Raw genomic sequence first — 16,042 nt, 5'->3', positions numbered from 1 at the left:
ACCGGCCACTGGGCAAGCCGGACTTAAGAGACACCGCGAATGATCCTGGAATGCAGCCAGTGCCGAACCCGCTACCTCGTCCCCGATAGCGCGATCGGGGCGGCGGGACGCACGGTTCGCTGCGCCAATTGCAAGCATAGCTGGTTCCAGGCCCCGCCGCTCGCCGATCTGGCGACGCGCGGCGCCTTCGCCCCCGCCGCGGCCTTTGCGGCGGCGGTGCCGCCGGTTCCCGCCGCGCCCGAGCCTGCGCCGCAGCCGGTCGAGGTCGCGCCCGCGCCGGTCGAACGGCCGACCCAATCCGGGACAGTCGTGTCGATTCCCGAGGCCGTCGAGCGCGCGGCGATCGCCGTGCCCGCGCCCGAGGTCGACGACGGCTTCGACCCCTTCGCCCCGCCGCCGCGGCGGACCCGGCCGCGCCGCAACCCGGCGCGCCGCTGGAACATCGCCGCCTTCCTCGCGGGCATCTCGATGCTGCTGGGCGCCGGCGCGATCTCCTATTGGGGCGCGCCCGGCCTCGCGGCGCAGCTCGGGCTGGGCATCGGCGCTGCCGACACCACGCTCCGCTTCGTCGACCGCAAGGTCGACCTGCGCATCCTCCCCGACGGCCGCCAGGCGCTGGTCGTATCGGGGCGCATCGTCAATCCGTCGGCGGCGAGCGAGCACGTCCCCGACGTCCGGCTTCAGCTCCTCAACGCCAGCGACGAGGCGATCTATACCTGGCGCGTGACGCCCGAAACGCGCGAGCTGGGGCCGCGCGCGGCGCTCGATTTCACCGCGGCCAAGGTCGATCCCCCCGCCAGCGCGCGTTCGCTCAAATTCTCGTTCGCGCACGAGCTCGGGCGCTGATCCAGCCCAGCCGCGCGCCGTTGAGCAGCGCCGCGGCCGCCATCCCCGCGCCCGATGCCAGCACCAGCGCGGCATCGCCCAGCCCGGCATGCACCAGCGCGATTCCCGCCCCGCCGGTGATCAGGAAAAAGGCGACGATGCCGTTGATCCCCGCCGCCACCTGGTCGCCCATCGAACGCAGCGCATAGACGAACACCACCTGCACGCCGTCGAACAGGATGAACGGCGCCCATAGCCGCAGCATCGCCGGCGCGATCGCATGCACCGCGCCGCTCGCGGGGAACAGCGCGACGATCGGCCCGGCGCCGAGCAGCAGCACGAGCGCGAGCGTTCCCGTCGCCGCGGCGGCAAGCCCCGCCGCGATCGCCGCGCGCCCGGCCGCCGCGACCGGGTCACCCGCCCCCATCGCATTGCCCGCGCGCACGCCCGCGGCCGATCCCAGCCCCAGCGCGACCGCAAAGGTCAGGTTGTGGATCGAAAACACGATCTGGAAAGCGTGCGCACTCGCATTGCCAAGCTGCGTCGAAAGCGCGATCAGCACCGAAAAGCCCACCAGCTCGAGCCCCGAGGCGAGCGCGGGCATCGCGCCGAACCGCGCCAGTCGCCCCACGCCCGCCAGCGCGCCGCGCCATCCGGTGGGGTCGATCCGCCGGACGCCGCGCGCCGCGGCATCGGGAAGCGTCCAGGCGGCAACGAGCATCCCGGCGGCCCCTGCGGCAGAGGCGATGGCGGTGGCGATCGCCGCGCCGGTCGCCCCCATCGCGGGCAGCCCCAGCGCGCCGATCGCGAGCGCCCAGGCGAGGACGGCGTTGAGCGGCAGCACCGCCAGGTTGACCACCGCGATTCGCCGCGGCCGGCTGACGCCCTCCAGAAAGAAACTCGCCGCGATCGTCACGAGCTGGAACGGATAGGCGAGCGCCATCACCCGCACGACACGCGCCGCCTCGGGCAGCACCGCGGGGGCCACGCCGACGGCGGCCAGCAGCCATGCCGCGCCGAAGAACAGCACCAGCGCACAGCCGAGCCCGACGATCGCGCCCAGCGCCAGCCCCTCGTGCAGCACGCGGCCGGTGGCGCCGGGATCGCGCGCGCCGTCCGCCCGCGCGGCAAAGACAAGAATGCCGGTCAGCGCGCCCAGCCCGACGACGATCCCCGGATAGGTGATCGTGCGGCTCGCGCCCAGCGCCGCCGCCTGCGCGGTGCCCGCCATCCCCACCACCACCACGTCGGTGATGTGCAGGATCGTCCAGTTGAGGCTGGTCAGGATCACCGGCCACGCCAGTGCAAGCAGATGCCGGGTCTCGGCGAGCGGGCGGGTGAGGCGCGTCATCACAGGAGGCGCTGAATAGGCGGGGAAAACATTTTTCGGAACCCGCATGGTTGGGCTTGCCAGCCCCAAAAGGCTTTGCTAGGGGCCGCTCCTCACCAGCGCCGGCCCAGCCGGCGAGTTTCACGTGCGGTCGTGGCGGAACTGGTAGACGCGCAACGTTGAGGTCGTTGTGGCCGAAAGGCCGTGGAAGTTCGAGTCTTCTCGACCGCACCATGAAACACCGGGCGCCCTTCGGGGCTCCCCTTTTTCTCCCCAAATCGTCGCTGCCGGCCGGGTCTGGCACAATTGTGCGACAAGTCGCGACTAGCCGGCCCGGGTGGGCGCCGTCCTGGCGCCGCGATGATGGCCGATTCTCGGGGAGTGACGCGACGATGCTGAAATGGGGATGTGCGACGATGGCGCTGATGGTGGGCGCGCTGCCGATGATGGCTGCGGCGCAGGACCAGCCCGCCCCCGCCCGCCCGCCGGCGTCGCCCCCCAATGATTCGGCCGGGGCCGGCGCGGTCGACGACGAGAACGAGATCGTCGTCACCGGCGAACTGCGCGGCGCGGTCAAAAGCGACATTCCGCCCGAAATCCAGCTCAGCCCCGCCGACGTCCGCGCCTATGGCGTGTCGAGCGTCGCCGACCTGCTCACCGAGCTCGCGCCGCAGACGGGCAGCGGTCGCGGCCGCGGCGGCGAGGCGCCGGTGATCCTGCTCAACGGGCGGCGCATCTCCAGCTTCGCCGAAATCCGCGACCTGCCGACCGAAGCGATCGCGCGCGTCGACATCCTGCCCGAAGAGGTCGCGCTCAAGTTCGGCTATGGCGCGAACCAGCGCGTCGTCAATTTCGTGCTGCGCGAACGCTTCCGCGCGCTGACGGCCGAGGCGCAGGGGTCGACGCCGACCGCGGGCGGCTATGCCACCGGCAAGACCGAGATCGGGCTGGTCAAGATCAGCCGCGACCGGCGGATCAACGTCAACATCGGCTATACGGCCAATTCGGGGCTGCGCGAGAACGAACGCGATATCCAGCCGAACAGCCTGTTCGATCCGCGCGGCAATGTGCGCGGGGTCAACGGTGCCGAACTCGATCCCGCGCTCAGCGCGCTCGCGGGAACGCGCGTCACGGTTGCGGGCGTCCCGGCCGGCGCGGCGACGGCGGCACCGGCGCTGGGCGATTTCGTCGCGACCGCCAACCAGCCCAATATCGGCGATCCCACCGCGCTGCGCACGCTCGTCGCGCCGGCAAAGACCTTCACGCTCAACGGCGTCTACAGCCAGAACCTGTCGAACAAGGTCGGCGCCAGCGTCAACGCCTCGCTCACCGCGAACCAGAGCCGCGCGCTCAACGGTCCCTATACCGCCACGCTGACGCTTCCGGGCGCCAATCCCTTCTCGCCCTTCGAAAACGATGTCGAGCTGCTGCGCGCCTTTCCCGATCTCGCGCCGCTGTCGCGCAGCAACAAGAGCCTGACGGCGCATGGCGGCGTCACCTTCAACGGCGACGGCACGCCCTGGGCGAACAACTGGCGCTGGTCGGTGATCGCCAATTACGATCGCACGACGACGCGCAGCGTCGCGACCACCGGGCTCGACGTCACGCCGATCCAGGCGATGATCGACGCCAACCTGCCCGGCTTCGACCCGTTCGGCACGCTGCCCGCGTCGCTGTTCACGCCGCTCCCCGCCGATGTCGCGCGCTCGACCGCATCGGTCGGCTCGGTTTCGGCGCTGTTCAACGGGCCGCTGGCCAAGCTGCCTGCGGGCGACGTCGCCACCGCGATCCAGATCGGCGGCATCACCAGCGATTTCGACAGCGAGACGCAGCGCAGCGGGCTGTTCCGCAAGAGCGACCTGTCGCGCGACAGCGGCAATGTGCGCGGCAATATCGACGTGCCGATCGCCAGCCGTCGCAACGGCTTCCTGTCGGCGATCGGCGACCTGTCGCTCAACGGCAATATCGAGGTCGAACAGCTTTCGGACTTCGGCACGCTCGTCACCACCGGCTATGGCATCAACTGGTCGCCGATCGCGCCGCTGCGGTTCATCGCGTCGGTCACCGACGAGGAAGGCGCGCCGACCGCCAACCAGCTCGGCGATCCGCTCGTCCCCAACGCCAATGTCCGCGTGTTCGACTATCGCCGCGGCGAAAGCGCGACGATCACCACGTTCACCGGCGGCAACCGCGCGCTGATCGCCGACAGCCGGCACGTCGTGAAGCTGGGGCTCAACTTGCGCCCGTTCGAAAAGGCCGATTTCAATTTCAGCGCCGATTATGTGACGAGCACGACGCGCAATCAGATTTCGAGCTTCCCCGCCGCCACCGCGGCGGTCGAGGACGCCTTCCCCGATCGTTTCCAGCGCGATGCGGCCGGACGGCTGCTCAGCATCGACAACCGGCCGGTCAATTTCGACCGCGCCGACCGCGAACAGTTGCGCTGGGGCGTCAACTTCTCGGTCCCGCTCGCCTCGAAGCTCGCCAAGCAGATCGAGGCGATGCGTGCCGCGCGCGAAGCGGCGCAGCGCGAGGGGCGGCCGCTGCCTGACGGCCCCGGCGGCCCCGGCGGCCCGGGCGGCCCCGGCGCGGCGGGCGGTCAGCCGCCGCGGCCGTCGGGCGGCTTTTTCGGCGGCCCGCGCGGCCCCGGCGGCGGCTTTGGCGGCCCGGGCGGCGGCGGCGGTGGCGGCTTCCGGCGGCTCGGCGGACCCAATGGCGCGCTGGCGGGGCGGATCCAGTTCAGCCTCTATCATACCTGGTATTTCAAGGATCAGGTCCGCATCCGCGCCAGCTTGCCCGTGCTCGACCTGCTCAACGGCGCCGCGACGGGGAGCGCGGGCGGTCAGCCGCAGCACGAGGTCGAGGCGCAGGCGGGCTTTGCGCGCGACGGGCTCGGCGTGCGGCTGATCGGCAAGTGGCAGAGCGCGACCGATGTCTATACCGGCGCGCTCGGCAGCACCGACCAGCTTCATTTCGGCAGCCTCGCGACGCTCAACCTGCGGCTGTTCGCGGATCTGGGGATGCAGCGCTCGCTGGTGCGCAACCATCGCTGGCTGCGCGGCACGCGCGTCACCTTCTCGGTCGACAATCTGTTCGACACGCGCCAGCGCGTGACCAACGGCATCGGCGAGGTGCCGGTCAGCTATCAGCCCGACCTGCTCGATCCGACCGGCCGCGTCGTTCGGCTGAGCATCCGCAAGCTGTTCTTCTGATTCGGCAGGCGATTCGGCACGGGCGGCGTCAGCGCGCCCGTGCCGGCTGGTCCATGATCCGGCGATAGAGCAGCGTGATCGCCACGCGGCGGTTGCGCGGGTCGGCGGGGGTGTCGACGATCAGCGGTTCGCGATCGGCGACGCCCTCGATCCGCTCGAACCGCGCTTCCGCCACGCCGCCGCTCGCCAGCCGGCGGCGCGTGGCTTCGGCACGCCCGCTCGACAGCATCCAGTTGTTCATCGCGCGCGGGTCGCCATAGCCCAGGCTGTCGGTATGGCCGCGGATCATGATCGGGTTCTCCAGCCCGCGGATCGATTCGGCGATCGTGCCGATCAGCGTGCTCGCGGCGGGGACGAGTGCGGTCGTTCCCAGGTCGAACATCGAGTAATTGGCGTCGTCGAGCAGGTCGATGCGCATCCCGTCGCGCGTCGGGACGAAGCGGACGTGCCGCGCCAGCCCGGCGAGCGCGGGGGTGGCGCGCATCCGCGCCTGGATGCGCCGCGCGGTGGCGTCGAAATTCTTCTGGTCCTGCGCGGTCAGCGCGCGCTGGTCCTTCAGCGTGCCTTTCTGCCCGGTGCCGACCTCGTTGCCGCCCGCGCCGCCGACGGGAACGGTCAGCGACTTGGTGCCCGTCTGCGACGCCTTGCTGGGATAATGGTCGCGCTGGTTGATCGCCTCGCCGCCGAACAGTCCGTTCGATCCGGCGCTGTTCTGGCGCAGCTCGACCAGCGTTGGCGCGAAATAGTCGGCGAGCGCCTTGCGCTGTTTCTCGGTCGTCGCGCCCAGCAGCCACATCAGCAGGAAAAACGCCATCATCGCGGTGACGAAGTCGGCATAGGCGACTTTCCACGCGCCGCCATGGTGCGCGGCATGCGCCTCGACATAGACCTTCTTGACGATGATGCGCGGCGGCTGGTTCGAACCGTGCGGAGCGCGGGCGGCGGCCATGGTCGGGTCAGCGTCCGCGCAGGCCGTCGAACACCTGGGCAAAGCCCGGCTGGTTCTCGTGCGCGATTCCCGATCGCGCCGCCTCGATCACCAGCGGCTGCGGATGGCCGTGGAGCGAGGCGATGATGATCTGCTTGACCATGGTGTAGATCGCGGCATCGGCGTCGATCACCTGCTGCAGCCGGCTGGCGAGCGGGGCGACGATGCCATAGGCGAGCAGCACGCCCATGAAGGTGCCGACCAGCGCCGATCCGATCATCGCGCCCAGGATCGCCGGGGGCTTGTCGATCGACCCCATCGTCTTGACCACGCCCAGCACCGCGGCGACGATGCCGAGCGCGGGCAGCGCGTCGGCGAGCCCCTGGAGCGTCGCCTGCGGGGCCTGCGCGGCGTGGTGATGGGTGCGGATCGCATTGTCCATCACCTCCTCGACCGCATGGACATCGAGGGTCCCCGAAGAGACCACAACGAGGCGTAAAGTGTCGGTAATCAGCCCGATCAGCGCCGGATCGGCAGCCAATCGGGGGTATTCTGCAAAGATCGGCGAGGCATTGGGAGCCTCGACATGGCTCTCGAGCGCGATCGGGCCTTCGGTCCGCAGCATCTTCATCAGCCGCGAAACGAGGAAGATCGTGTCGAGATAATCCTGCTTGCGATAGCGCGGCCCCTTGAACGCGCGCGCGAGTCCGGCGGCCAGCGCCTTCAGCGAAGTACCTGAATTTCCAATGATCAATGCGCCTGCGGCGGCCCCGCCGATGATCAGCATCTCGTGCGGAATCGCTTCCATCACCGGCCCCAGCGCGCCGCCGGTGATCGCGAATCCCCCGAACACCATCGCCAGCAGCACGACAAAGCCGATCAGCGGAAACATGGTGCGTCAAATCCCCCCGATGCCGGGCCGAAATCGGCCATTCCATGCTGTTAAACGGCCCGTCGGGCGCAAACTTGCGGATAAAAACGTGCGTTCGCTCAGCGCAGATAATCGAACAGCGACAGCCCGCTCAGCTTCGAAAAGCTCGCCTGCGTCGCCTGGAGCACGGTAAGCGTGCGCTGCAGCGCGATCGTCGCGCCGGCGATGTCGGTATCCTCGGTCGCGGCGCGCTGGCTCTCGCGTGCCTCGCCGACATCGGTAAGCCGCTGACTTTCCACATCAAGCCGCGCCGATCGCGCGCCGAGCGACGCGCGCGCGGTGGCCACGCTGGCAACGCTCGACTGGATTCCGGCCAGCGCCGCGCTCCCCGCCGCATGGACGTCGCCGCCGCTGCGAACTGCCGCGGCGAGCGTCCCCAGCACCGCAAAGATATCTCCCAGCGCGCGATTCCCCGTAACGCCCGTCTCGATCTGCGCGTCGGCGCCGATCGGCACCTGCGCCGCGCCCGCGCTGCCGACATAGGCGATGCTGCCATCGGCCGCCCGACGATAGGGCGGCTCGGTGGCGGTGCCGCCGAACAGCGGCTGGCCGTCCGGCCCCCTGTCGTTCGCAAGCCCAAGGATCGTCGTCAGCACCGCGTCGAGCTCGCTCCCCATCGCCGTCCGCTGGGCATCGGACAGGGTGCCGGTGGCGGCCTGCGCCGCCAGTTCGAGCGCACGCTGGAGCTGCGTCTCGATCGACCCGAGCGCCGCATCGCCGGCATCGAGCGTCGCCTGGGCGGCGCGGATATTGGCAGCGAATGCCCCATCCGCCTCTGTCGCGCCCGCCAGACTGCGCAACTGGCGGTAAGCGGCGGGTGAAGCCGAGGGGGCGGCGTAGCGCTTTTCGGTGCCGATCGACGTCTGGATCGCATCGGCATCGGCATAGAGGCGCGTCATTTGCGCCAGCGATCGATCGTAAAGCTGCGAAGTCGCGACGCGCATGGCGCTCCTCACCGGATGTTGAGCAGGGTTTCGAAGATGTCGCGGGCGGTCTGGATCACCTTGCTGCTCGCCTGATACGCCTTTTGAAAGCGGAGCAGGTCGACCGCCTCTTCATCGGTATTGACCGCACTGGCGGCATCGCGACTGCCGACGGCGCCGTCGTGCATCGCGCGTTGCGCCTCGCCGAGCGTTCGCCGCGCCGACAGCGCCGCGGCGTTGCCGGTCGTCAGATCGGCAATCGCGGCTGCGGCACCCGTTGTGCGCCCGAGCGCCGCGAGCGCGACCGCATTGCTGTTGTCGCGTCCGCCCGCGCCGCGTGCGGCAGCCGCGATTGCCGCGGGGTTGCCCATCACGAGCGATATTCGCGCGGGCGGGTCGCCGATCGCGAAGATCGGCTGCCCGGGCATTCCGTTGGCGTCGTCCCCCTGGGCCTGGACCTGGTTGACCGCATCGACGAACTGCGTCGCGACCGCGTCGAGCGCACGCGCGGCATCGCCGATCCGCTGCGCCCCGTCGGCGATTCCCGCGAGTGCGCCCCCCTGCGGGAGCAGCGGGCGGATACCGTCATCGCCATGGACGGCGAACGAGGCGCCGCCATCGTCGGCGCGGACATAGGTGAGCGTTGCCGCCTGATCGCCGCTGACGAGAAGCGGCCCGCCCGGCCCGCCCGCGCGAACCTGCGCGCGCCCCGCGGCGTCGAGCGTCACGTTGACGTCGCTGATCGCGCTCATCTGTTCGAGGATCGCGTCGCGCTGGTCGAGCAGTGCCGCCGATCCGCTGGTGCCGGCACTGCTGCGCCCGATGGCGCCATTGACGCGGGCCAGCGCCGCCGTGAGCGCGTTGAGCGAACCCACCGTTGCCTCCGCTTGCGCGTCGAGATCGCCCATCGCGGCGTCCAGCCCGGCGCGCGCGGTCGCAAAGGCGCCGGCCACGCCGGATGCGGTTTCAAGCAGCGTCGCGCGGGCGGCGCCGGCAGTCGGGTCGGCGGCGAGCCGTGTGGCTGCCGCGAAAAAGGCGTCGATCCGCGTGTCGACGGCGCTTGCCGACAGGCTGTTCTCGATCCGCTCGAGCCAGCCGATCCCGGCTTCGGTCCGGGCCAGATCGGCGCCGGTGCGTCGCACCTCGTCCTGGCGAAACGCGTCGGCCGTGCGCACCACCGCACTCGCGACGACGCCCGAGCCGTTGATCGTGCGGCTCTGCGCGCCCCCGGCGGCGCGCACCTCGTCGAGCCGTGTCGTTCGGCGGGCATAGCCCGCGACATCGGCATTGGCGATGTTCTCCGACGTCGTGGTGAGCGCCGTCTGATAGGCGCGGACACCCGAAGCGCCGATCGAAAGCAGGTCGCTCATCGCCGAGGCTCCTTCGACGCCGCATCGGCAGGCAGCGCGGCGTTGCGGCCGAGGAAATCGGTCATCGCGCGACCGATGCCGATCGGCGCATGCGCCGCCATCGCCTGTGCGAGTTGCTGATCCTGCATGTCGCGGAACTGCTGCTGCGCCTGGCTGTCGAACAGCCCGTCGGCGAGCCGCGCCTGGCGCATCGACTTGAGCATCATCCCGGTGAAGATCGCCTCGAACCGCTGTACCGCCGCATCGAGATTGGCGTGCGTCGCCAGCCGCGAACGATCGGGTGCGGTCGCCCCGGCGGGGGCGACGGTGCGCGCGGGCGGAACGACCATGCTCACAGCACCACCAGTTCGGCCTTGAGCGCGCCGGCTTCCTTGAGCGCCTCTAGGATCGCCACCAGATCGGCGGGCGATGCCCCGATGGCGTTCACCGCCTTGACGACGTCGGACAGCCGCGGGCCGGGATTGAACAGGAACATCGGACGTTTCTCCTCGGCAACGTCGACGGCGCTGTGCTGTTCGAGCGCGGTTTCGCCGCGGCTGAACGGCGCGGGCTGCGACACGCGCTGCATCTCGTCGATCCGGACGGTGAGTTTGCCGTGCGTGACCGCGGCAGGACTGACGCGCACCGCCGCGTTGATGACGACGGTGCCCGTGCGCGCGTTCACGATCACGCGGGCGGCCGCTTCACCGGGCTCGACGCGCAGATTCTCGATCTCCGCCATCATTTCGGCGCGGATGTCGGCGCCGGGCGGGGCCGTCACCGCGATCGACACGCCGTCGATCGCCCGCGCCCGCGCCGCTCCGAGGCGGGCGTTGATCGCGTCCTGGACGCGCTGCGCGGTCGTGAAGTCGGCGCGGGCGAGATTGAAGGTCAGCACCGGCGTCCGGTCAAAGCCGGTATCGACGGTGCGCTCGACGGTGGCGCCTTCGGGAATCCGGCCGCTCGAGGGTGTGTTGACGACGATCTTCGATCCGTCGGCCCCCTCGGCGCCGAGACCGCCGACCGCGAGATTGCCCTGCGCCATCGCGTAGATCTGGCCATCGGCGCCCATCAGCGGCGTGAGGATCAGCGTGCCGCCGCGCAGCGACTTGGCCTTGCCCATCGACGAGACGGTGATGTCGAGCTTTTGTCCGGGCTTGGCAAAGGGCGGCAGTTCGGCCGTCACCATCACCACCGCGGCATTCTTGAGCCCCGGCGCCGCACTGGGCGGCAGTTGCAGCCCGAAGCGCGAGGCGACGCCCTTCATCGACTGGACGGTATATTCCAGATTGTCGTCGCCGGTGCCCGGAAGCCCGACAACGACGCCATAGCCGGTCAGCTGGTTGCTGCGGATGCCCTGAAAGCTGCCGAGATCCTTGATCCGCTGCGCCAGCGCGGGCGCCGCGGGGAGGACGAGCGCCGGCACGGTGGCAAGGGCACATATCAGGCCAAGGAGAAGGGAACGCAGGCGCATCGGGGGCCTCCGGGTCAAAACGGGCTGATCATCTGGAAGAATCGGCTGAGCCAGCCCTGTCGGCTGGCGCGGGCGACATCGCCCTTGCCGGTATAGGCGATGCGGGCATCGGCGACGCGCGTCGAGGCGACGCGATTCTGCACGTCGATATCGGCGGGACGGACGATGCCGCGGATCTGGACGAACTCGTCGCCGCGGTTGAGCGTCACGCGCTTCTGGCCCTGCACCAGCATCGTGCCGTTGGGATAGACGGCGGCGACGGTCACGCTGATCTCACCCGACAGCGCATTGGCCTGATCGGCCGACCCCGTGCCCGAGAAGTTGCGCCCGCCGCTGAGCTTGGCGGCGCCCGCATCGAATGACAGTGGCCCCGATGCCGGCGGCGTCAGCGACAATCCGCCCGAACTGTCGAGCTTGGATCCCGCCGACTTGGAAGCGCTGGTGCGTTCGACGAGCACGATCGTCAGCGGATCGCCCACGCGGCGCGCGCGCTGCCCCTCGTACAGCGCGGCATAGCCGTCGCCGGGCTGGAAGATGGCGCCATTGGCGGCGGCTGGCGCGGTCGGGGGCGGGGCGAGCGTGGCGGAGAAATCCTCGACCACGCGCCGCCGCCCCTGTGCCTGCGCCGGCGGGGAAAGGGCCGCGAGGGCGAGCACGCCCACCAGCGCGACCGTGCACGCGGTGGCGGCGGCGCCGCGCGGGTCAGATGTTCTGGTTGACATATTTCAGCATCTCGTCGGTGGCCGAGATCATCTTGGAATTGACCTCATAGGCGCGCTGCGTCTCGATCATGTCGACCAGCTCCTGGACGACGTTGACGTTCGACGCCTCGAGCATGCCCTGGCGCACCTTGCCGCGCCCGTCCTGCCCGGGCGCGCCGAAGCTGGCGCTGCCGCTCGCAGCCGTTTCGGTGAGGTAGTTGTCGCCCATCGCCTGAAGCCCCGCCGGATTGGGGAAATTGGCGACCTGGATCTGGCCGAGCGTCGTCGCCTCGGTCTGCCCCTGCAGCTTCGCGCTCACCGTGCCGTCGAGGCCGATCGTGATCGCGGTGGCGCCTTCGGGAATCGTGATGCCGGGGCTGACCGGATAGCCTTCGGCGGTGACGATCGCGCCCTCCGCCGAACGCGAGAAGTTGCCGGCGCGGGTGTAGCCGAGCTGGCCGTTGGGAAGCTGAACCTGGAAATAGCCGTTGCCGTCGACCGCGAGATCAAGCGCATTGTCGGTCTGGCTGAGCGCGCCCTGCGTTTCGATCCGGCTGGTTCCCTGTACGCGCACGCCGGTGCCGAGGTTGAGCCCGGTCGCATAGCGCGTTTCGGCCGTGCTCGCGGCGCCGGGGGCGGTGACGACCTGATAGGCCAGCGTCTGGAACGACGCGCGATCGCGCTTGAACGCCGTCGTGTTGACGTTGGCGAGGTTGTTCGAAATCACCTGCATGCGCGTATCCTGGGCGTCGAGCCCGGTCCGCGCGATGTGCATTGCCGAAGATCCCATGGCGGCTGCCTCTCCTTGCTGTGGGCGTTACTGGCTCGACACGCGCATGATCGACGCGCCGCCTTCGTCCATGGTGCGGGCTTCCTTGAGCAGGTTGGCCTGCACCTCGTAGCTGCGCTGGTTCTCGATCATGTCGACCAGCGCCTGGGTCAGATTGACGTTCGACTGCTCGAGCGCCCCCGATTGGAGCCGCGCGTCCAGATCCTCGGGCAACGCGCCGCCGCCGCGGACGTGGAGCTGGTTGTCGAGCCCTTTGCTCGTCGCGCTTCCCGACGCGCTGACCAGCCGGATCCGGTCGATCACCTGCGGCTGGGCGGGGTCGCCGCCGGGCGGCACGATCGAAACCGTTCCGTCGGGCGCGATCGCGACCGATTGGAACGGCGGCAGGGTGATCGGCCCGCTTCCACCCATCACCGGCATGCCGTCGCCCGTCTCAAGCACCCCCGATGCGGCGACGTTCAGATCGCCGCGCCGCGTATAGGCCTCGCTGCCGTCGGCGGCCTGGATCGCGATCCAGGTGTCGCCCGACACCGCGATGTCGAGCGGACGTCCCGTCTGGACGATCGTTCCGGGCGCGCGTTCGAGATCGTCGACCTCCTCGGCCGCGAACTGGCGCGTTTCGAGCCCCTGCCCCTCGAGCACGACGCGGTCGAACCGCACCCGATCGGCGCGAAAGCCGATCGTCGAGGCGTTGGCGATGTTGTTCGCGATCGTGGCCTGCGCCTGCATCTGGCTGCGCAGGCCCGAAAGCGTGGTGTAGACGAGCCGGTCCATGGCCCCCGCCTTTCGTGCGCTCAGCTGCGCATGTTGAAGATGGTCTGCGAGATCTGGTTCTGCGTATCGAGCGCCTTGGCGTTAGCCTGATAATTGCGCTGTGCCGCGATCAGCGCGACGAGCTCGGCGGTCATGTCGACGTTCGACTGCTCGATCGCGCCCGACATCAGCGAGCCATAGCCGCCGTCGCCGGGCAGCCCCAGATCGGGCTGGCCCGACAGTCCCGATGCCGCCCAGCTGCTGTTGCCGAGCTGGCGCAGCCCCGCCGGATTGTCGAAGGTCGCGAGCACCACCTTGCCCAGCACGCGCGTGTCGCCATTGGAGAAGGTGGCGGTGACGGCGCCGTCCTCGCGCACCGCGACGCTCTGGAACTGGCCGACCGCGGCGCCGTCCTGATTGCGCGTGACGACGCTGAAGGCGTTGCTCGTCTGCGTGCTGCCGCCGAGATCAAGCGTGATCGGCTGGTTGGATGCGCCGCCCGCGGGGGCAAAGCCGTCGAGCGTCACCGGCGCGGCCGGGGCGATGCGCTTGCCGCTCGCGTCGAAACGCAAGGTGACCGGCCCGGCCGCGCCGCCCGATGCCGCCAGCGGCCGGTCGCCGACGAACGAATAGACGGCCCAGTCGCTGTTGCCGCTCGCATCGGCCGGCTGACGGACGAAATAGCTGGTGAGCGTCGCCGGGGTACCGGCGGCGTCATAGATCGTCGTCTGCGCCGAATAATTGTAGCTGTTGGGGTTCGACCGATCGAAGGCATAGGTCTTGCCCTGGAATGCGTCCGAACTGGCGGGTGCGCGCGCGCTCGACGACAGGTTCACGCCCAGCGCGACATTGGCCGTCGGTTTGGGCGCGCCGCTGGTTTCGGGCAGGCGCAGCGGCACGGTCGAATCGATCCCGGTGGCAATCACCGCACCGCTGCCGTCGACCGGATAGACCTGAAGCTGCTTGCCGAGCGAATCGACGACATAGCGGTTGCTGTCGACCGAGAAGCCGCCGTTGCGCGTATAGGCGATATCGCCGCTGGCGCCCGTTCCCTTGACGACGAAGAAGCCGTCGCCCGAAATCGCAAGATCGAGCGCCGAAGCCGAGGACTTGAAGCCGCCCTGGTCGAACGACTGGCGGATCGACTTGACGATCGTACCCGAACCCACCGTCTGGTTGGGGTTCGACGACGAGGTCGACGCGATCACGTCGGCGAACTGGGTCGCGCTTTTCTTGAAGCCGTTGGTCGCGACATTGGCGAGGTTGTGCGAGATCGTCGACAGGTCGGTCTGCGCCGCCTGGAGGCCGCTGAGCGAGGTGTAGAAGGACATGGGGTACAGCTCCTGAAAGGGGTCAGCCGATCTTGCGGACGGCGCTGGCCGGGACGGGACCGATGCCGAGCACGTCGAGCAACGGGGCACCGCCCGGCGGGACCGAGACGGCGGCGACGGGGGCCCAGACGAGGCTGCGCGCCGCCGGGCTGGCGTTGGTTCCGCTCGTGCGGACATGCACCTTGAACGGTCCCGACCCTGCGGGCGTGCCGCCGTCGGTGGTGCCGTCCCAGTCATAGGCCAGTGTCCCGGCGGGCTGGGCACCGAGGTCGAGCGTCTTGAGCGTGCGGCCGTCCTCGGCCTCGATCGTGACGGTCACGTTGGTTGCTGCGCCGTCGAGTTCGACCGCGCCCGCGATTCCGCCCGATGCCCGGGCATAGGCGGTGCTTCCTTCGGTCAGCACGGTGCGCCCGACAAAGCCGAGTGCATCGGCCGCTCCGGTATTGCCGAGCTGACCCGCGATCGACTTGAGCGTCGCGTTCATCTCGCTGACGCCCGATGCGCTGGTGATCTCTGCCATCTGCGAGACGAGCTGGTTCGTATCGGCGGGAGCGGTCGGATCCTGGTTCTTGAGCTGGGTGGTGAGGAGCGTGAGGAATTGCGACTGCGAAAAGCTGCCGTTCGTTCCGCCCGCTTCCCTGGCCGTCGACGCGCCGTTGCCGCTGCGCGCGATGCCGAGCTTGCTCAATGTGGTGTCGAAGCCGGTGCTGGTCATGCGTTTCGTCCCAAACGGAGGGTGTCGACGATCAGCGACTTCGCCGTCTGCATCACCTCGACATTGTTCTGGTAGCTGCGCGCGGTCTCGAGCATGTCGACCAGCTCGCGCGTTTCATCGACGGCGCTTTCCCAGACATTGCCGTCGCGATCGGCCATGGGGTTGCCCGGATCGTAGCGCCGGGTGGGCTCGCTGCCCGCGGTGACGACGCGGTCGACATCGACCGTCGCCATCCCGCTTGCCGCGTCATAGGCGGTGCGGAACACCGGCTTGATCGTGCGATAGGCGGCCTCGGCGCTCGAGGCGACGGTGCCGACATTGGCGAGGTTGGAGGCGGTGGTGTTCATCCGCACGAGCTGGGCCGACATCGCCCGCCCCGCGACCTGAAAGACCGAAAGCGGCTGGTTTCCCATCGTTTATTCCCCCCGCAGCGCCCGCGTGACCTGCGCGATGCGGCCGTTGAGGAAGGCGAGCGTGGTCTGATAGGCCACGGCATTCTCGGCAAAGGCGGTCTGCTCGGTCGAGAGTTCGACCGTGTTGCCGTCCTGCGATGGCTGAAGCGGGACGCGATAGCGCATCGCCGCGCCAGCCGCCTGATCGCCCGGCAGCCCGGCGGCGTCGGCCTGGGCGAGCGCGGCGTGGAAATCGAGGTCGCGCGCCTTGTAGCCGGGTGTCGACGCATTGGCGATGTTCGAGGCGAGCACGCCCATGCGCTGCGCGCGCAGCGCCAGTGCGGTGCCATGGATGCCGAACAGGCTGTCGCCGGCAAGGGCCATCGTG

16 protein-coding genes and 1 tRNA gene are annotated in these 16,042 nt (G+C 69.6%); 3 read left to right on the top strand and 14 right to left on the bottom strand.

What is annotated here, in order from left to right; genetic code table 11:
- Positions 1-39: 39 nt before the first annotated feature.
- Positions 40-846, top strand: coding sequence for a zinc-ribbon domain-containing protein (locus ACT3CF_RS00760; RefSeq protein WP_478419809.1), 807 nt, complete (start codon positions 40-42; stop codon positions 844-846).
- Here the strand turns inward: ACT3CF_RS00760 and ACT3CF_RS00755 are convergent.
- The gene (locus tag ACT3CF_RS00755; RefSeq protein WP_478419808.1) at positions 812-2,176 is read right to left on the bottom strand and encodes an MATE family efflux transporter; all 1,365 of its coding nucleotides are present in this window, start codon (positions 2,174-2,176) and stop codon (positions 812-814) included. The two genes, ACT3CF_RS00760 and ACT3CF_RS00755, sit on opposite strands and share 35 nt — an antisense overlap.
- Positions 2,177-2,302: 126 nt before the next feature.
- On the opposite strand from ACT3CF_RS00755, the gene ACT3CF_RS00750 reads away from it, so the two are divergent.
- Positions 2,303-2,389: transfer RNA gene (locus ACT3CF_RS00750), tRNA-Leu, on the top strand.
- 158 nt (positions 2,390-2,547) lie between these two features.
- Positions 2,548-5,367, top strand: coding sequence for a TonB-dependent receptor (locus ACT3CF_RS00745; RefSeq protein ID WP_478419807.1), 2,820 nt, complete (start codon positions 2,548-2,550; stop codon positions 5,365-5,367).
- Between the two features lie 28 nt (positions 5,368-5,395).
- On the opposite strand, the gene ACT3CF_RS00740 is transcribed toward ACT3CF_RS00745, so the two are convergent.
- The 13 genes from ACT3CF_RS00740 to flgB all read right to left on the bottom strand — a co-directional run bounded on the left by ACT3CF_RS00740 (position 5,396) and on the right by flgB (position 16,038).
- A complete protein-coding gene (locus ACT3CF_RS00740) occupies positions 5,396-6,316 on the bottom strand; it encodes a flagellar motor protein MotB (protein WP_478419806.1) in 921 nt (306 codons plus the stop codon).
- Positions 6,317-6,323: 7 nt separating this feature from the next.
- Positions 6,324-7,187: a flagellar motor stator protein MotA gene (motA, locus tag ACT3CF_RS00735; RefSeq protein ID WP_478419805.1), complete on the bottom strand. Its 864-nt coding sequence runs from the start codon at positions 7,185-7,187 to the stop codon at positions 6,324-6,326.
- 98 nt (positions 7,188-7,285) lie between these two features.
- Entirely contained in the window at positions 7,286-8,170 is an 885-nt protein-coding gene (locus tag ACT3CF_RS00730; RefSeq protein ID WP_478419804.1) for a flagellin N-terminal helical domain-containing protein, read from the bottom strand.
- Between the two features lie 8 nt (positions 8,171-8,178).
- Positions 8,179-9,519 carry a flagellar hook-associated protein FlgK gene (gene flgK / locus ACT3CF_RS00725; RefSeq protein ID WP_478419803.1) on the bottom strand — a complete coding sequence of 447 codons (1,341 nt, stop codon included), beginning with the start codon at positions 9,517-9,519 and terminating at the stop codon, positions 8,179-8,181.
- On the bottom strand, positions 9,516-9,848 hold the full coding sequence (locus ACT3CF_RS00720) for a rod-binding protein (RefSeq protein WP_478421298.1): 333 nt from the start codon (positions 9,846-9,848) through the stop codon (positions 9,516-9,518). The genes flgK and ACT3CF_RS00720 overlap by 4 nt, the downstream gene beginning before the upstream one ends.
- Positions 9,849-9,850: 2 nt before the next feature.
- Positions 9,851-10,972: a flagellar basal body P-ring protein FlgI gene (locus ACT3CF_RS00715; protein ID WP_478419802.1), complete on the bottom strand. Its 1,122-nt coding sequence runs from the start codon at positions 10,970-10,972 to the stop codon at positions 9,851-9,853.
- A 14-nt stretch (positions 10,973-10,986) separates the two neighbouring features.
- Complete coding sequence (locus ACT3CF_RS00710) at positions 10,987-11,694, bottom strand: flagellar basal body L-ring protein FlgH (RefSeq protein WP_478419801.1); 708 nt, start codon at positions 11,692-11,694, stop codon at positions 10,987-10,989.
- A complete protein-coding gene (flgG, locus tag ACT3CF_RS00705) occupies positions 11,675-12,463 on the bottom strand; it encodes a flagellar basal-body rod protein FlgG (protein WP_478419800.1) in 789 nt (262 codons plus the stop codon). Before flgG ends, ACT3CF_RS00710 begins: the two co-directional genes overlap by 20 nt.
- Positions 12,464-12,490: 27 nt before the next feature.
- The gene (locus ACT3CF_RS00700; RefSeq protein ID WP_478419799.1) at positions 12,491-13,237 is read right to left on the bottom strand and encodes a flagellar basal body rod protein FlgF; all 747 of its coding nucleotides are present in this window, start codon (positions 13,235-13,237) and stop codon (positions 12,491-12,493) included.
- Positions 13,238-13,257: 20 nt separating this feature from the next.
- Positions 13,258-14,547 carry a flagellar hook protein FlgE gene (flgE, locus tag ACT3CF_RS00695; protein WP_478419798.1) on the bottom strand — a complete coding sequence of 430 codons (1,290 nt, stop codon included), beginning with the start codon at positions 14,545-14,547 and terminating at the stop codon, positions 13,258-13,260.
- Positions 14,548-14,569: 22 nt separating this feature from the next.
- On the bottom strand, positions 14,570-15,262 hold the full coding sequence (locus ACT3CF_RS00690) for a flagellar hook assembly protein FlgD (protein ID WP_478419797.1): 693 nt from the start codon (positions 15,260-15,262) through the stop codon (positions 14,570-14,572).
- A complete protein-coding gene (flgC, locus tag ACT3CF_RS00685) occupies positions 15,259-15,675 on the bottom strand; it encodes a flagellar basal body rod protein FlgC (RefSeq protein WP_478419796.1) in 417 nt (138 codons plus the stop codon). The genes ACT3CF_RS00690 and flgC overlap by 4 nt, the downstream gene beginning before the upstream one ends.
- A 3-nt stretch (positions 15,676-15,678) precedes the next feature.
- Positions 15,679-16,038, bottom strand: coding sequence for a flagellar basal body rod protein FlgB (flgB, locus tag ACT3CF_RS00680; protein ID WP_478419795.1), 360 nt, complete (start codon positions 16,036-16,038; stop codon positions 15,679-15,681).
- Positions 16,039-16,042 lie beyond the last annotated feature (4 nt).

The sequence above is a fragment of the Sphingomonas chlorellae genome (assembly GCF_056485145.1).
The sequence above is the reverse complement of the archived record's forward strand: the minus strand, read 5'-3'. Positions and strand labels throughout refer to the sequence as shown.

Coding starts and splice junctions, on each gene's coding strand:
- ACT3CF_RS00740 (WP_478419806.1), bottom strand. CDS start 6,316: ATGGCCGCCGCCCGCGCTCCGCACGGTTCGAACCAGCCGCCGCGCATC.
- ACT3CF_RS00760 (WP_478419809.1), top strand. CDS start 40: ATGATCCTGGAATGCAGCCAGTGCCGAACCCGCTACCTCGTCCCCGAT.
- flgE (WP_478419798.1), bottom strand. CDS start 14,547: ATGTCCTTCTACACCTCGCTCAGCGGCCTCCAGGCGGCGCAGACCGAC.
- motA (WP_478419805.1), bottom strand. CDS start 7,187: ATGTTTCCGCTGATCGGCTTTGTCGTGCTGCTGGCGATGGTGTTCGGG.
- ACT3CF_RS00745 (WP_478419807.1), top strand. CDS start 2,548: ATGCTGAAATGGGGATGTGCGACGATGGCGCTGATGGTGGGCGCGCTG.
- ACT3CF_RS00710 (WP_478419801.1), bottom strand. CDS start 11,694: ATGTCAACCAGAACATCTGACCCGCGCGGCGCCGCCGCCACCGCGTGC.
- flgG (WP_478419800.1), bottom strand. CDS start 12,463: ATGGGATCTTCGGCAATGCACATCGCGCGGACCGGGCTCGACGCCCAG.
- ACT3CF_RS00690 (WP_478419797.1), bottom strand. CDS start 15,262: ATGACCAGCACCGGCTTCGACACCACATTGAGCAAGCTCGGCATCGCG.
- ACT3CF_RS00700 (WP_478419799.1), bottom strand. CDS start 13,237: ATGGACCGGCTCGTCTACACCACGCTTTCGGGCCTGCGCAGCCAGATG.
- flgC (WP_478419796.1), bottom strand. CDS start 15,675: ATGGGAAACCAGCCGCTTTCGGTCTTTCAGGTCGCGGGGCGGGCGATG.
- ACT3CF_RS00730 (WP_478419804.1), bottom strand. CDS start 8,170: ATGCGCGTCGCGACTTCGCAGCTTTACGATCGATCGCTGGCGCAAATG.
- ACT3CF_RS00720 (WP_478421298.1), bottom strand. CDS start 9,848: ATGGTCGTTCCGCCCGCGCGCACCGTCGCCCCCGCCGGGGCGACCGCA.
- flgK (WP_478419803.1), bottom strand. CDS start 9,519: ATGAGCGACCTGCTTTCGATCGGCGCTTCGGGTGTCCGCGCCTATCAG.
- ACT3CF_RS00715 (WP_478419802.1), bottom strand. CDS start 10,972: ATGCGCCTGCGTTCCCTTCTCCTTGGCCTGATATGTGCCCTTGCCACC.
- flgB (WP_478419795.1), bottom strand. CDS start 16,038: ATGGCCCTTGCCGGCGACAGCCTGTTCGGCATCCATGGCACCGCACTG.
- ACT3CF_RS00755 (WP_478419808.1), bottom strand. CDS start 2,176: ATGACGCGCCTCACCCGCCCGCTCGCCGAGACCCGGCATCTGCTTGCA.